This window comes from Paenibacillus sp. 7516, assembly GCF_002272715.1.
GTDB lineage: Bacteria > Bacillota > Bacilli > Paenibacillales > Paenibacillaceae > Paenibacillus > Paenibacillus illinoisensis_A.
The window spans coordinates 223,315-238,386 of record NZ_NPBI01000006.1 but is presented as its reverse complement, the minus strand read 5'-3'; the positions used below and the strand labels follow the sequence as shown (position 1 = coordinate 238,386).

Here is a 15,072-nt window from a genome sequence, read left to right as displayed (position 1 = left end):
GTGAGGTAGTGTGATAATGGCTGAAAAACATGCGGATTATGCTATAGTTGGACACAGACCTTTTGGAATATTGATCGCAGGTCATTACAAGGAGTTGAACGGATATGAGATCCATCGACCCACAGGGAGCATCGACTGGTTATTAATGTATACGCTTTCCGGTGAAGGGGAAATACAGCATGGCAAGAATTCGATAACCTGCACAGCTGGGGATGTGGCGATTCTTATGCCAGGGCTTCCGCACCATTATAGAACGAAGCAGGAACATTGGGAATTTATATGGGTGCACTTCATACCCGATCCCCACTGGAGTACTTGGTTGAAGCTTCCCGAAACGTCAGCTCGATTCATCTACCAGCGGATTGTTTCGGAAGAGGTACAGCACGATATGCAGAATGCACTTCGAAGATTGGTGCGTCACGGATTTTCGGAAGGCCGTTCGGAACAATATCGCCGATTATCCGAGCTGGCCCTGGAGGAGACGTTGATTCACATTCAACACACCTATCCACCGAATGTTCCGGCGACGATGGATCCCCGAATTGCGGAGATCATGCGGAATCTGCAGATGCATCCTGCGCAGAAGATAAGCATACCGGAACTTGCGAACCGATGCTGTTTATCCACCTCACGCCTCTCTCACTTATTTAAGGAGCAGGTAGGGGATACGATTCTAAATACAGTTCACAAGTTTAGGTTGGAGAAGGCAGCGCAGCTTCTCGCTGGAACGAACCGGCAAATCGCAGAGATCGCTGCGGATGTCGGATTCGACTGCGGTATACATTTTACAAGAAAATTCCGTGAAGCCTTTGGGGAGACACCATCGGCATTTCGTAAACGAAAAAATAACCTTCAAGCTTGATTGTTAGAGGAGGACAAGTGCAGCATGAACCTTTTTCACATCGAATCCACCATACACGGAACTGATCGAACTGCAGCCTTCCTGGAAGATAACTTTATTGGGATCGATTGGCCAGCTACAGGGGATTTGGAACAACTGCCGGATGAAGAATGGAAAGAGCAAATCAGGCAGCATTACGCAATACCTGAATCGGAACTGAGCGGAGTAATAGCTAACCTACAGACATTTGTAAACATCATGCAGGATGGAGATCATGTCTTAATTCATGACGATGAGTGGATATATGTTGGGGATGTGGGTGACTATTTTTACGATGATTCCGTTAGCACTGGAGAAGATTCGATATGTCATCGGCGAGGCGTAACGTGGTTGGGGCGAATTCCACTGACAGAGATAAACGATAAGGTGCGTGCTCTGATTTCGAATGATTCCATCATTTCAGCATTCGAGTATCCACTTTCACAGGCTCAATTGGATCCGTGGCTTTCAAGTACTCCCGAAACGGAAACGACAGTTCAACATCCGGTTTGCGTAGATGACGGGACAGTACAGGAAGCTCTCGATGTACTAAAGAATGCATTACAGAGCGAAGACGAGGAACTTCGTATTCGTGCGGCGACGGCCATTTTACAATATGCCAAAAAATAAAAAGAACATGAACAGATAAGCAGTAACGAAAATGGTATTAGCACACGTACGCACTCACTTTCAATGCACATTACCCCTTATGTCTTTACAGAGTGAAGCACGCAAAGCCCTTAAGAAAAGAGTGAGCTTTGCGTGCTTTCGTACATATTATGATGTTTTTATGGATTGCATGCAGGCTGATTTGATGGTGTGTTCGATCAGCGTAGCGATGGTTACGGGACCCACCCCACCAGGGACGGGTGTAATGGCAGATGACGGAGTCAAGCAGGATGAATAGTCCACATCACCGATATTGCCTTTATTGTAGCCTGCATCAACGACAACTGCACCAGGTTTAATCCAGCTTCCTTGTACAAAACAGGGTTTGCCAACGGCAGCAATCACGATATCTCCCGACTTCACGATTTCTTCCAGATTGACGGTTTTGGAGTGACAGGTAGTTACCGTTGCATTTCGGTTAAGCAGCATGGCTGAAACGGGCTTACCCAGAATTGGACTTCTTCCTATGACCACAGCATGCTTGCCTTCAATTGGAACGTTATAGAAATCCAGAATACGGATAATCGCTTGTGGTGTGCAGGATGGAAAAGCGGCGACTCCAAAGGCATTTAACGCAAATCCTAGGGTGGTAACGCCATCCACGTCTTTCTCTATGCTAATTGCATCAAAAGCGGCTCTTTCATCGATATGCTGCGGTACCGGGTGCTGCAATAGAATGCCATGTACGGATACATCTTCATTTAATTTGGTTATCTCCTGAATCAATTGTTCCGTTGTAGTCTCTGCAGGCAAAACCACTTTAATGGAATGTACACCTATTCGGGCACATGCATTGCCTTTCATTCGTACATATGTTTCTGAAGAGGGGTCATCACCGACCAAAATAGTAGCTAGACAAGGCGTGATTCCTTTCTCCTTCAACATGGCAACCTTCGCAGTCATCTCTTCCTTCATGAAGTCCGCTACCGTTTGTCCACTCAACATTAGCTTCTCTGTACTCATGCTCATCATCGCCCTTTCCAAATAAAAAGAGGCAAGGAAATAAAACTTCCTTACCTCTGCCCAGGCGTACGGCTTGATTAGACATCATATGCTCCCTCACGGTTCACCGTGTTCGCCAGTTACATATGACCATAACAATATTAAATTGATAGTACTTCATTTTGAAATTGACTTCAATCCTTTTAACATTTAGCTATACTTGGAACTGTGTCTAGATTGGTATATACTTTTTTGAGTTAAGAAGATTAAAAGGAGATTATAAGCAGTGTATATTAAAAAATGGTTAGGTGCTGTACTCATTATTCTTGCGACGATGCTGTTCGCAGGCTGTTCGCTTGAATCGCTATCTGTAGATGATTCGACCCAGACTCAAGCTGTCTTGAACCAATTTGACGAAGTCGCCAATTATCTTGCCGAGCATCAGGAACTTCCGGATAATTATATTACCAAGAAGGAGGCCAGAGCTTTAGGCTGGGAACCAAGTGAAGGAAATCTGCAAGATGTGGCCCCTGGCAAGAGTATCGGCGGCGATATTTTTCAGAATCGGGAAAGCTTGTTACCCAAGAAAAAGGGAAGAACGTGGTACGAGGCAGATATCAATTATTCCGGTGGAACCCGGGGAAGTGACCGAATCCTCTATTCCAGTGATGGCTTAATATACAAGACAACCGATCATTATCGCACGTTTGAACAAATCAAATGACCAAAGGTAGGATGGTATGAAGACAGTAATCATTGATGGAAATGATGTTCATGGAAAAGAAGAGCTGCATGATATTCTTCAGGCGAAGCTGGGGTTAAATGAATCTTACGGGCGGAATCTCGATGCGTTATGGGATGTCATTACAGGCTTCATTTCAATTCCACTAACCATTCAATGGGTTAATTTTGAGGCCAGCAGGGCTGTGCTTGGAGAATACGCTGATCAGCTAGTGGAATTAATGCGTGACGCAGAAGAAGAGCTGGATCAGTTTCAATTGGATCTGAAAATGTAAAAATCGAACGGGCAGTCCGCTGAGGACTGCTTTTTTTATTGTGCAACATGTTCCTTGAGATTTCCGTTAATGAGTTTAGGAATCCATAGGAGGTGAGGGTCATCCCCAGGAAGTTGTTGTACTTCATTTATGTTCTATCACTGGTTAGTCTGACAACATCTTGTTCGAGCATGTCTACGAATGCAGATGCTGATAACAGTCTAAGCAGACTATACATTGCAGCATTGGAAGAGGTCATATGGACGGATTCAGCTCTTAACAGATCAATGGAGTATATATCAATAGACTCTGATCAGACTCCTGCATTAAGTGATTCGGATGGACAACATATAATGGAATTCTTACGAACGAAATATAAGGTGGACGTTTATAACCTAACTTATGAACAATTGCTTAAGCAGGGTTTATATGAAGGTAATCCAAGCAATCTCCGAGGAATTTTACTGCGGATTGAAAAGGTTGAGCTGGCAGACGAGAAGAATGAGGCCACACTTGTGGTAAGTAAATATCGTTCGAATGAGGGTTTCATCTCTGTAAAACTAACGTTGCAATATAGGGATAACAATTGGATGGTAGTTGATCATGGTACCTTGAGAGAGAGCTAATACTGGATAAGGTAGCGAGACTATAAAGTTGTCGAAAACAAAACAATCTGTCTTAAAAGTCGCCCATGGCGGCTTTTTTTTGATCCTGGAATGGAAATCTGTCTACGGGGTGAAACATTAATATATTTACATTTTACAAAGAGAATTAGAATTAGCTTGTCAAATAGACTGCATCATGATAAAGTGATAACGATTATCAATATCAATTAAAAAAAGGGTGGGTTTACATTGTTGAGACGATCTAATTCGATCTTGCTTATACTGGCACTAACCGTGCTGCTGGTACTAAGTGCATGCGGTCAAACCGCGACGACGAGTACAGCGACCGATGCAAGTGCAAACACGGCAGAGCAGACAACTGACTCAGCATCAGCAGCTGAACCAGCAACAACTGACGAAGGGGAGACAGTTACATACCAATCGGATGCGGGAGAAGTCGAGGTACCCAAAACACCGCAGCGTATCATTGATTTGACGGCGTTTACGACAGGATACTTTATAGCACTGGATGTTCCCGTGGTAGGAGCTCTCTCTGGAGCAATGGGCAATAAGTATATTAAGGATCAATTGATAAGTGAAGGAACAACTGATCTGGGTGAGCAGCCTACAGCGGAACAGCTGGTAAGCCTCAAACCGGATCTGATCATCGCTTATACGGGCACAGAGGGCCTTGATCAATTGTCTCAGATTGCCCCTGTGGTGCAGATCCAGTATGGTAAACTAAACTATAAAGATCTTATGCTTGAATTAGGCAAGCTAACGAATAGGGAAGATGCAGCGAAAGCCTGGGTTACAAACTGGGAAGCGCAGATTAACGAATGGAAACCCAAAGTAGAAGCCGCAGTCGGTGACCGTACTGTCTCCATTCTGAATCCATACGCGAAGGGATTGTACGTATTCGGCCATAACTATGGTCGTGGCGGTGAAATCCTCTATGGTGAATTTGGCTTGAAGGCCCCGATCAAGGCTCAGGCAGAAGCGATTGACAGCGGAACAGGCTTTGCTTCGATCTCCATGGAAGTGCTGCCGGAATATGCAGGTGACATCATCTTTACCAGCCCATGGTCGGGCGATACAAGTGATGCCGAAGTCGTATACAGCAACACATTGTGGGAGAATCTTCCTGCTGTTAAAGAAGGACATGTCTTCCAGCTGGATAACACTTCGGACACATATAACGATCCGATCACTTTGGAAGGACAACTGAAATTTATTACGGACAGCTTGCTTTCAGTGAAGTAAGCAGCAGAAGAACACTCCTGACCGTCACGAAGTGACGGAGGAGTGTTCCTTTTTTTATAGCTGAATTAAATTACGTAGGATTCTCCATCCTCAGGAACAGCAATGTTACTGGTGATCCCTTTATCTTTCAAAAAGCTTCTTAAGTCTTCTCTGGAAAGACCCCAATGGTTAACTGCTTCCATGTGGACTACAATGATTGTCGCGTCTGGTGCAGCTTGGTATACTTTATAGATATCTTCTATGCCCATAACCAAGGAACCACCCTCCAGAAACTGATTATCTCCTCCATTAACAACAAGAACTTCAGGTTTGTGAGTGTGGATCACTTCTTGAACAGATTCGACCCAAACGGTGTCCCCTGCTACATATAAAGTCTGCTCACTAGTGTGTTTAAAGACTACACCACATACTTCGCCAGCAAGCTTCAAGACTTCTCCTCTCCCATGCTCCCCTTTTGTTTTAAACAGTTGAATTCCATGAAATACCGAATCTTCATGAAGAATCTCTACGTTGTTAAAGCCAGCATTTTTAACTTCAGACGCATCAGCTTCGTTCTGTACAAACATTTTGATGTCTTTGGGCAGCGCTTCTTTTGCCGCATCATCAAAGTGGTCCAAATGAAGATGAGTAACGATCACCGCGTCGATACCACGGATTATATTTTCAACAGAAGTCGGAAGGTCGACCAATGGATTCTTCTGATCCTGTCTCGCGGAATTTGGGAATGGAGGGTATACGCCCTTGTCAGCCAGGAATGGATCAATTAAAAAGTGTTTTCCTGCATATTCAACGATAATCGTAGCATTTCGGATTTGAGTTATTTTCATTGTAATTCTCCTTTGATCATGAATATATAAATAGCTTACACGCTCCGCATGTTTGCGTACATGCATAGAATCAAGTCTTTCTTCTCATTTGCTTGAATAATGAAAGTATTTCTTTTCATGATGGGTTTATATGTAGAATAGAGTAAGCTTTACTTATCTCATGAATTGGGTTTTCATTGGTGATGATACTAAAATTAAAAGGGGTAGGATAACGAGTGCTCGATCACATAGATGAATTAATTATTAAAGAGCTGTCCGAGAACAGTCGAATTACGATGAAAAAGCTGGGGGAGAAGGTTCATCTCACTGGCCAAGCAGCTGCTTCGAGAGTGTTGAAGCTGGAGGAAAACGGAATTATTGAAAAATACACCGTCCAAGTAAATCAAGTCAAATTAAACTGTTTAATCCATGCGTTTATCACGATCAAACTGACGAATCCACATCATCAGTCATTCCTGTCCTTTGTTAAAAAAGAGAATGATTTTGTACTAAATAATTATAAAGTGAGCGGAAACGGATGTTACATTCTGGAGGCCAGATTTCCATCCAATGAGGTGTTGGATCAATTCCTTGTTCGTTTAAACGAACATGCGAACTATAGTGTTTCCATTGTCATTAACAAGCAAAATTGAATAGGAAACAAGAATAAGGACGCCTTATCCCTCCAGCTCTAGCCATCGGAGAGCACTGGATTGGATCGAGCATCCTTATTATTAGTCTATACGTACGAGACATGATAGCGTTATTTTGTCCGAACCATCAACTTAGTCATCGGAATACACCGTTGCGTTGAAACTTTCGGGTCCGAGCCGGACATTACTTACGCCGGTATCCGGACCATAGGAGAATGTCGCATAGACAGAATAGACGAGCTGTCCATTTCCCGGCGGAGCCACATTATAATCGGAACCCGTAAAACTGAGCACACACGGGCTGAAGAAAGGGTTCCCGAGGACAGTCTTTTCTGCGCGGTACACAAGCTGCTGCGAGGCTCCCAGACCACGATACACCTCAATGGCAAGAGAACCGTTGTTAAATAACTGATTGGCGGTTACCGTTACTATTCCTGAGAAAAGTGTGCGGATGATTGGACCCGGATTACTTACTTGCAGCCCAACTTGGGCGAACAACAATGGAACGCCGTTTGTGAAACTGGGAGTGAGAACGCCCTGACCTTTAGATCCTTGAGAAGTTCTTGCATCTAATGTCTTAACCATTTGAAGTCCTCCTTTCTTCGAAGCTAAGGAGTAATCGAAACGTAGAGTTAATCGTCGCTGTAAGCGACCGCATTGAAGCATTCCGGTCCAAGCCGGGTGGCTTGTTCTGAAGCGGATACAGGGACGAACGTTGCAAAGCAGGAGTAGACGAGCTGCCCATTGGCTGGTGCTGGCACATTGTAATCCGAACCTTCAAAGCTCGCCAGAATTGTACTGTCGTTAGGAAACACAGGCTGGGAAACCAAATAGATCGGTTGGCCTGTATAAGTTGCCCCTCTGAATATCTCGAAACGAATAGAAGAAGGCAAGGAAGACACATTGGACACGGAGATCCGATAGGTCCCATTGAATTGCGTTCGAATAATCGGCCCCGGATTGAAAATATTGAGTCCAACAATCCCGAGCAGGGTAGGTGTATTTGCGCCAAGCGGGACGTTGAGCGGGGTAATGCCTGCTGACCCCAGTGACGTACGGGCGTCAAGTGTACGAACCATAGCAATTCCTCCAATCTATCATTTTGCCATATGATATGTTGCTCAGTGGAAGGAGTTGTCCGCTTAGCGGCAAGAACTTTGAGCTGCTCCAGAGAGATACAGCATGAATCAAACGAATTCTTATTTAGAGACTTGAAATGAACGTGTATACTTGAGGAAAAGAGTAAGTTGCCAATTAAACAAACGGACTAAACTATATTCTATATAGGAGGAATTTACTTGAAAGAATTTGAGGATTTTCTGACACGGATGGATAACCCGGAACAGCGTGCTCGAGTCGAAGAAGTGCTGAATTGGGTGGCTACGAAATTTCCTAACCTAAAGGCCAAGATTGCATGGAATCAGCCCATGTTTACGGACCATGAGACCTTCATTATTGGATTCAGCGTTGCCAAACAGCATATGGCGATTGCTCCCGAGAAGGCAGGCATTCTTCAGTTTTCAGACGAGATTGTGGAGGCTGGCTATGATCATACGAAGGAATTGATTCGAATCAAATGGAGCCAACCCGTGGATTTCTCTCTGCTGGAGAGAATTATTGCTTTTAATATTACAGACAAGGCAGACTGCTCGACTTTTTGGCGGAAGTAAAAGCAAAGCATGATATAACGGCGTTTCGCGAATGACAATGGTTATGTAAAGTTTAAATAGAGAGGTGTGAGCCAGATGGGGCAACATACTGGTAATCAAACTAAAGATGATTTTGAAGAGACATCTGCTGAAGAGACTGCAGGATATGGCTTGAGCGATACACCGGATTCATTAATGGAAGCGTTCATGGAGGCGGAGTATATCGTTGGCGGTCATGGCAGCCGCAAAATCAAGGTTCTCCAGGAAGCATTTCAGCACATTGACGGTGAGATGGACAGCGATCATTACGGGAGTGGAGAAACCATTGAACATTTCCAGCGGCAGATGGCTGAAGTACTGGGCAAGGAGGCGGCCATCTTTTTCCCAAGTGGTACCATGTCACAGCAGATAGCGTTGCGGATTTACTGTGATCTAAAGGGACTGAAGCGTGTAGCTTATCATCCCCTGTGTCACATTGAAATTCATGAAGAGAATACGTTGAAGGAGCTTCATCAGATTGAAGCGGTTCTGCTTGGTGACAAGGACCGATTGATACGATTGGAAGATGTACAAGCTATCGAAGGCGACATAGCCTGTCTATTGCTTGAATTGCCCCAGCGGGAGATTGGCGGCCAACTGCCTCCATATGAAGAACTCGAAGCCATCTCGGCTTATTGCCGTGAACGGGGAATCAAGCTGCATTTGGACGGAGCCAGACTGTTTGAGATCACACCTTATTATCAGAAGTCGGCAGCAGAGATCTGCAGCTTGTTTGATAGTGTGTATGTATCTTTTTACAAAGGCATTGGCGGTATTGCAGGAGCCATACTGGCTGGAGATACGGATATGATAAAGGAGTCCCGAGTTTGGAAACGCCGGTTTGGTGGGGATCTGATCGGTCTGTATCCTTATATTCTAAGTGCCCAATATTATTATGATCAACGCATCAATAAAATGGGAATCTATTATGAACAAGCGAAGCAGCTCGCTTCTTTGCTGAATCAATGTCATGGAGTACGCACGCTGCCCGAAGTACCCGTGTCGAATATGTTTCATGTGTACATCGAACGAACTCCAGCTGAGGCTGAACCCATTCTCAGCAGAATGACGCAGCAGTTTGGAATAGGGTTAACTTCGTATCTAAACGAAAACAGCGAGACCGGGCATTGTTCATTTGAACTTTCTCTGGGAGACCGATATGAAACCATACCGAAAGATAGGCTGCAATCTGCTCTGATATGGCTGGATGAACAGCTGCGTTCGCATGGTCCGAAGCGCTGAGTTGGACTTCATTGTTAATGGTAAATTCATGGAAATCGTCCGAATTGGAAAAATCAGTCTTTAGTCGGAGGCGCGGGAAGATGATGTCCGTATAATTATGATTTGAAGGGAGACGTCAGATCATTAAAGTATGGACATCTTTATGACAAATGGAGGTTGAGGGGATTGAATAGGCAAGTCCAAGGCACTAATGCACCAAGCCTGTTTCGCAATCGGTTTCTTCAGACAATCTTGTTATCCAGCGTTCTCCTACAGATCGGCATCTGGGTTCGGAATTTTGCAATTCTACTATATGTGGCAGAGACAACGAATAATGATCCATACGCCATTTCACTCATTAGTGTGGCCGAGTTTGCCCCGATTTTTGTGTTTTCGTTCATCGGAGGTACCTTTGCTGATCGCTGGCGGCCAAAACGAACGATGATATGGTGTGATGTATTATCTGCCGTATCGGTATTTGCCGTTCTCCTGACCATACATTACGGCTCATGGCATTCGGTCTACCTTGTTGCATTTATTTCGGCAATTCTGTCACAGTTCTCCCAACCTTCAAGCATGCGATTGTTTAAGTATCATGTTGCAGAAGAACAGCTGCAGCAGGGCATGGCTCTATTCCAATCGCTGATGGCCATCTTTATGGTGCTTGGTCCGATGCTTGGCACCTTCGTATACAGCACGTTTGGCCTGGAAATATCCATCGCTGTTATGGGCATCGTTTTCCTGCTGTCCGCACTCGTTCTTGTTCGTCTGCCCGAGGATCAGATGCAGACACAAACGGCTGCGGTTAAAGGGCAGTTCCGAAAAGAATTCGTGGAAGGGTTTCGTTACGTTTGGCAAAGTCAGGTCCTCCGGATGCTCGGGCTGGCGTTTATCCTTGCGGGTCTCTCCGTTGGCGTAGCGCAAGCGCTCAACCTGTTCATTGTTACGGAGCAGCTTGGCAGGAGCAAGGAATTCCTGCAATATCTTCTGATGGTGAATGGTGCAGCCATGCTAATTGGTGGGGGAATAGTAGCCACATTTGCGAAGAGGGTTCCACCGCAAATTCTGCTGGCCATTGGAATGGTAGCGGGTGCGGTATGTACAGCCATCGTGGGTTATTCAACAAGTGTTCCCGTCACGCTGACCGTTCAATTTCTGAATGGACTGGTGTTCCCTTGCATTCATATAGGGATTAGCACCATGATTCTAAAATGGTCGGAGGCTTCCATTGTGGGCCGCGTGAATGGCGTTTTGAATCCGATGTTCGTAGGCATGATGGTCATTTCCATGTCCTTCGCTGGTGCGTTAAAAGATGCCTTTTCGCTGAGCACGATCTATAGCGGAGCAGGGTTTTTATTTCTCATTGGCGCATTGGCCATGATTCCAATCATGAATCACAAAGCACCGGATAAATTACCACAAGTTGCCCAAGAGGTGTAGTACAGCAATAACTTCATATGTGCAATACATAGGAATCGGCATGAAGTGCCGGTTCTTTTTTTTCATTCACGCTGAACTAAACTTGCATATAACCAGCGGTTCATACAAAATGGGATGGAAGGATTTCTATAATGGAGGAAAACAGATCATGACGTTGGAAGAATTAACGGAATACTGCTTGTCGTATCCCAGTTCATATGAAGATCATCCATTTGGAGAAGGATGGACGGCGATACGCCACCAAGGAAACCAAAAATTATTTGCACTCATATTGCACAACTACAACGGACATGTCAGTGTAAATCTGAAGTGTGATCCGGAACGTTCAGATTTCCTGCGAAACGCATTCCCGGAGGTGATTCCCGGTTACCATATGAACAAGGAACACTGGAACACGGTTAATGTGGAAGGTAATCTGCCTGTGGAGGATGTGCAAGGGATGATTAAGCACAGTTATGAATTGACAAAGCCCAAGCGGGTAAAAAAGAAGAGCGAAGCTTAGTGCAGGATATTATATCCTATTAAGTTCAAGTTAAAAGGTAAAAGACAAAAACCCACCTTGTTAGATGGGTTTCTTTGGGTTTAATTAAACATCGTGTGCTCCGGTTGTAGAGCTGATTAGCCTTTGACGGCTCCAGCCGTGAGGCCGCTTACGATGTATTTCTGGCCGAATAAGTACAGGATGAATACAGGCAGCGAAGTCAGTACAAGATTGGCAAAAATCAAATTCCAGTCCCGGCTGTACTTGCCGTAAAAATTGTAGATCGAAAGTGGCATCGTCCACGTGGAGCTGTCTGTCAGGAAGTAAACCGGAATCGTGATGTCATTCCATACCGACATGAACACCATGATGGCTACCGTCGCGTTAACCGGCAGAATCAGCGGCGTGACGATCCGGAAGAATACGCCGAACACGCTTGCACCTTCCAGAAACGCAACTTCGTCGAGCGCTCTTGGAATGGTTTTGATAAAACCACTGTACAAGAATACACTGAATGCCGTATTAAGAGCGGCATAGATCAGGATAACGCTTGTAATGCTTCCGTAGAAGCCCAAGCCCTGTACTACCCGTATCGTTGTAATGATCGACATTGGAGCGATGAGTCCCATGAAGAAATACATATAGATCGCTCCGGAGACTTTCGTTTCTCTGCGTGCAAGAATGAATGATGCAGCCGACGATGCCACGATATTGATTACCGAGGATACGCCAGTAATCCAAATACTGTTGAGAAAAGCCCTGGATAGGCCGCCTTCTTCGAAGACCCGTACGTAGTTCGAGAACTGCCATGTATCAGGTAAACTAAGAGAGAAGCTGAGTACCTCGGCGCTTGTTTTGAATGAACCGAAGATCAGAATCACGAGCGGCAGGAGAACAATCAGGGAGGCCAGAATTAGAAATCCTTCCACAATGTAATTGCGGATGGCAAGTTTGCGAGTATAGCCCATGTTATTCGGTAACCTCCTTACGACGCATGAAAATCAGCAGCGGAATGGCGATAATGGTGACAACGACGAACAGCAGTGTGTTGACTGCGGTACCGAGTCCCCAGTTGCCTTCACCGAAGGAGCGCAAAATAATGGTACCCACAACCTGAGATGCGTTGCCCGGACCACCGCCGGTCATGACGTAGACTTCCGAAAATACTTTGAGTCCACCGATTAGGGTCAGCATCAGGTTGATATTAATGGCTGGCAGCAGCAGTGGCAGCGTGATTTTAAAGAAGCTTTTCCATGAGCTGGCCCCGTCAATGGTAGCAGCTTCGTAATATTCCTGGGAAATGGATTGCAGCCCGGCCAGATAGATGGCCATTTGAAATCCGGCACTTTGCCAAATGGAGACGATGGCGATGGTCCAGATGACGATGGACGGATTGGTTAACCAAGCCTGGCTTAATGAGTGCAAGCCTACAGCTTCGAGCAAGTTGTTAATCGTGCCTTCGGTTCGCAGCATCGGTGTAAACAAAATACTGATGACGAGAATGCTCAGAATGGAAGGGGAGTAGAAGATGGCACGCAGCAGATTTTTGGTTCTTAATCTCATGTTAAGTCCCACGGCCAGCAATAGACCGATGACATTTTTGCCAACGACAGTGACAATCGCGAAGATCGCCGTGTTTTGCAGTGCCAGAATCAGCGTTTTGTCAGAGAAGATCTTCTTGAAATTGTCCCAGCCGATGAACTGAAGTTCCAGTCGATCCAGCCGCCAATCCGTAAATGAATAGTAGAATCCTGCGATGGCAGGGATAACGAAAAAGATGGAGTAGATCAGCAATGCCGGATAGATCATGTAGTACGAATACAGATTTTTAGCCCTTTTCATGTCTCACGCTCCGTTATAGCTCGGGCAGCATAGATAACAAGATTCTATGCTGCCCGGTTTTTTATCTTCTTAGAAACCGGCCACACCTTTGTCTTGCATCAGCTGGCTAAACTTCTCGTCCCACGCCTTCAGTACTTCTTCCGGTGTTAATCCGCCTGCGAATTGATCCTGCAGCAATCTGTACAGTTCACTGCGGTCAACGAGCATATAAGCATCAGTAGTTAGCACCGTTTTCTTAGGCGTAATGTAATTGTCTACAATATCCTGTTTATAGGCAGGCAGCTCAGGCGTTGTTACGTCACTGAAATTGGATACATAACCTTTCGAATCAACGATCTGCTGAGCAACTTCCTTCGAAGCAATAAAGTCCAGGAACTGTTTGGCTTCTTCCAGATGTTTGGATTTCTTCGGAATGAACAGTTGCCCGCCGAGTGGACTCGCGCCCAGACTCGCATCCTGGGAAGACGGAATAGGGAATACGCCGAGTTCCATGCTAGGGTCCTGTTCGGCCACACCTTCGATCAACCAGTCCCCCATAAACATCATGGCGACTTCCTTGTTCAGGAATTTACCCACGGCCATATCGTAGCTGTCACTAAGCACGTCTGTGTTGGTGTAGCCTTTGGTGTACACTTCGTACTGCTGCTCCAGGAAGGTTTTGAACTCCGGAATATCGGACCATTTTTTCTTATTGCTGTTCAGGTCATCAAAGAACGTAGGATCATTCTTGGCTGCAAAGTCGGCAAAAGCTGCTGCAGGCCAGATGTTGGCTGCCCAGGCATCTTTGTAAGGCATAAACACGGGCGTGATGCCGCTTGCCTTGATCTTTTCGCATATAGCCAAAAACTCCTCGTAGTTTGTCGGAATGGATAACCCAAGGTCTGCAAAGATCTGTTTGTTGTAAACAACACCTTGCATACCGGTATCCTGGCTGACATGGAAACTGTAGAGATGACCGCCGGAAGAAAGGACGTCCTTGTTCACAATTCTGCTTGCCCAAGGCTCGTTATCCAGAATTTCAAAATTGCGTTCCAGGTTCAGATCCGTCACAGCGCTCGCCAGGTTGTATTGAATGATATCAGGCGTTTCATCAACAGCCAGCTTGGTTTGCAGCACGGTCGTGGTTTGTTCTGCTGGAATAAGCTGCAGATTCACACGTACATTCGTCTGTTTTTCAAACTCATCCAGAATGTCCTGCTGAATAAAGGCAGAGTCCTGCGAGCTTTTGGAGATGGCGAGTTCCAGTGTGACTTTGGAACCTTTGCTGTCTCCGCCAGCAGTTGTTCCGGAATCACTCCCCCCAGATCCGCATGCGGTTAATGATATGGATAATAAACTGGCCAAAACAATGGATGCTGCTTTTTTTCTTGTATGATTCTTCAATGCAAATCCCCCTCTAAAACGTTTAATGAATCCGTTTACAATCTCGATTATAAATTTTTATCTGTTCCCGGTACATGTCTGTGCTTGAACGTTCATGTGTAATATTCTGAACTTGAAATCGCTATCATTTCAATCGTTCACATGATACAGTAGGACATAAATGATTGAGAGACGCATCATGATGGGGGAACAGGAGGACATTTA

The 15,072-nt window shown here is 45.3% G+C and carries 17 protein-coding genes and 1 riboswitch; of the genes, 10 read left to right on the top strand and 7 right to left on the bottom strand.

Annotated elements, in window-relative coordinates:
• Positions 1–16 precede the first annotated feature (16 nt).
• Both CHI14_RS04520 and CHI14_RS04515 read left to right on the top strand, forming a co-directional pair.
• Complete coding sequence (locus tag CHI14_RS04520; RefSeq protein ID WP_095287229.1) at positions 17–862, top strand: helix-turn-helix domain-containing protein; 846 nt, start codon at positions 17–19, stop codon at positions 860–862.
• 24 nt (positions 863–886) lie between these two features.
• Positions 887–1,510, top strand: coding sequence for a hypothetical protein (locus tag CHI14_RS04515; RefSeq protein WP_095287228.1), 624 nt, complete (start codon positions 887–889; stop codon positions 1,508–1,510).
• A 147-nt stretch (positions 1,511–1,657) separates the two neighbouring features.
• On the opposite strand, the gene CHI14_RS04510 is transcribed toward CHI14_RS04515, so the two are convergent.
• Complete coding sequence (locus CHI14_RS04510) at positions 1,658–2,512, bottom strand: bifunctional 5,10-methylenetetrahydrofolate dehydrogenase/5,10-methenyltetrahydrofolate cyclohydrolase (protein ID WP_095287740.1); 855 nt, start codon at positions 2,510–2,512, stop codon at positions 1,658–1,660.
• Positions 2,513–2,563: 51 nt separating this feature from the next.
• Positions 2,564–2,645, bottom strand: a riboswitch (ZMP/ZTP riboswitch).
• A gap of 180 nt (positions 2,646–2,825) precedes the next feature.
• Here CHI14_RS04510 and CHI14_RS04505 point away from each other — a divergent pair.
• The 3 genes from CHI14_RS04505 (at position 2,826) to CHI14_RS04490 (ending at position 5,354) form a co-directional block, all read left to right on the top strand.
• Positions 2,826–3,215, top strand: coding sequence for a ribonuclease domain-containing protein (locus tag CHI14_RS04505; protein ID WP_095287739.1), 390 nt, complete (start codon positions 2,826–2,828; stop codon positions 3,213–3,215).
• Between the two features lie 16 nt (positions 3,216–3,231).
• On the top strand, positions 3,232–3,507 hold the full coding sequence (locus CHI14_RS04500) for a barstar family protein (protein WP_095287227.1): 276 nt from the start codon (positions 3,232–3,234) through the stop codon (positions 3,505–3,507).
• An 833-nt stretch (positions 3,508–4,340) separates the two neighbouring features.
• Positions 4,341–5,354, top strand: a complete 1,014-nt coding sequence (locus CHI14_RS04490; RefSeq protein ID WP_095287225.1) for an ABC transporter substrate-binding protein — start codon at positions 4,341–4,343, stop codon at positions 5,352–5,354.
• A 65-nt stretch (positions 5,355–5,419) separates the two neighbouring features.
• Here CHI14_RS04490 and CHI14_RS04485 read toward each other — a convergent pair whose 3' ends face one another.
• A complete protein-coding gene (locus tag CHI14_RS04485; protein WP_095287224.1) occupies positions 5,420–6,181 on the bottom strand; it encodes an MBL fold metallo-hydrolase in 762 nt (253 codons plus the stop codon).
• 215 nt (positions 6,182–6,396) lie between these two features.
• Between CHI14_RS04485 and CHI14_RS04480 the strand changes: the two genes are divergently transcribed.
• On the top strand, positions 6,397–6,813 hold the full coding sequence (locus CHI14_RS04480; protein ID WP_095287223.1) for an Lrp/AsnC family transcriptional regulator: 417 nt from the start codon (positions 6,397–6,399) through the stop codon (positions 6,811–6,813).
• Positions 6,814–6,945: 132 nt separating this feature from the next.
• Here the strand turns inward: CHI14_RS04480 and CHI14_RS04475 are convergent, their stop codons facing one another.
• Entirely contained in the window at positions 6,946–7,398 is a 453-nt protein-coding gene (locus CHI14_RS04475; protein ID WP_095287222.1) for a hypothetical protein, read from the bottom strand.
• A gap of 47 nt (positions 7,399–7,445) precedes the next feature.
• Positions 7,446–7,892, bottom strand: coding sequence for a hypothetical protein (locus CHI14_RS04470; protein ID WP_095287221.1), 447 nt, complete (start codon positions 7,890–7,892; stop codon positions 7,446–7,448).
• Positions 7,893–8,141: 249 nt separating this feature from the next.
• On the opposite strand from CHI14_RS04470, the gene CHI14_RS04465 reads away from it, so the two are divergent.
• From CHI14_RS04465 to CHI14_RS04450, 4 genes are all read left to right on the top strand, one after another.
• The gene (locus tag CHI14_RS04465; RefSeq protein WP_481856391.1) at positions 8,142–8,483 is read left to right on the top strand and encodes an iron chaperone; all 342 of its coding nucleotides are present in this window, start codon (positions 8,142–8,144) and stop codon (positions 8,481–8,483) included.
• A 150-nt stretch (positions 8,484–8,633) separates the two neighbouring features.
• Positions 8,634–9,743 (top strand): threonine aldolase family protein, encoded by a 1,110-nt coding sequence (locus CHI14_RS04460; protein WP_481856390.1) that lies wholly within the window; start codon positions 8,634–8,636, stop codon positions 9,741–9,743.
• 165 nt (positions 9,744–9,908) lie between these two features.
• Positions 9,909–11,162 (top strand): MFS transporter, encoded by a 1,254-nt coding sequence (locus tag CHI14_RS04455; RefSeq protein ID WP_095287218.1) that lies wholly within the window; start codon positions 9,909–9,911, stop codon positions 11,160–11,162.
• Positions 11,163–11,310: 148 nt separating this feature from the next.
• On the top strand, positions 11,311–11,664 hold the full coding sequence (locus tag CHI14_RS04450; protein ID WP_095287217.1) for an MmcQ/YjbR family DNA-binding protein: 354 nt from the start codon (positions 11,311–11,313) through the stop codon (positions 11,662–11,664).
• 116 nt (positions 11,665–11,780) lie between these two features.
• Here the strand turns inward: CHI14_RS04450 and CHI14_RS04445 are convergent, their stop codons facing one another.
• The 3 genes from CHI14_RS04445 to CHI14_RS04435 form a co-directional block, all read right to left on the bottom strand.
• Complete coding sequence (locus CHI14_RS04445; RefSeq protein ID WP_095287216.1) at positions 11,781–12,611, bottom strand: carbohydrate ABC transporter permease; 831 nt, start codon at positions 12,609–12,611, stop codon at positions 11,781–11,783.
• A gap of 1 nt (position 12,612) precedes the next feature.
• Complete coding sequence (locus CHI14_RS04440; RefSeq protein WP_095287215.1) at positions 12,613–13,485, bottom strand: carbohydrate ABC transporter permease; 873 nt, start codon at positions 13,483–13,485, stop codon at positions 12,613–12,615.
• Positions 13,486–13,554: 69 nt separating this feature from the next.
• Complete coding sequence (locus CHI14_RS04435) at positions 13,555–14,868, bottom strand: ABC transporter substrate-binding protein (RefSeq protein ID WP_095287214.1); 1,314 nt, start codon at positions 14,866–14,868, stop codon at positions 13,555–13,557.
• Positions 14,869–15,072 lie beyond the last annotated feature (204 nt).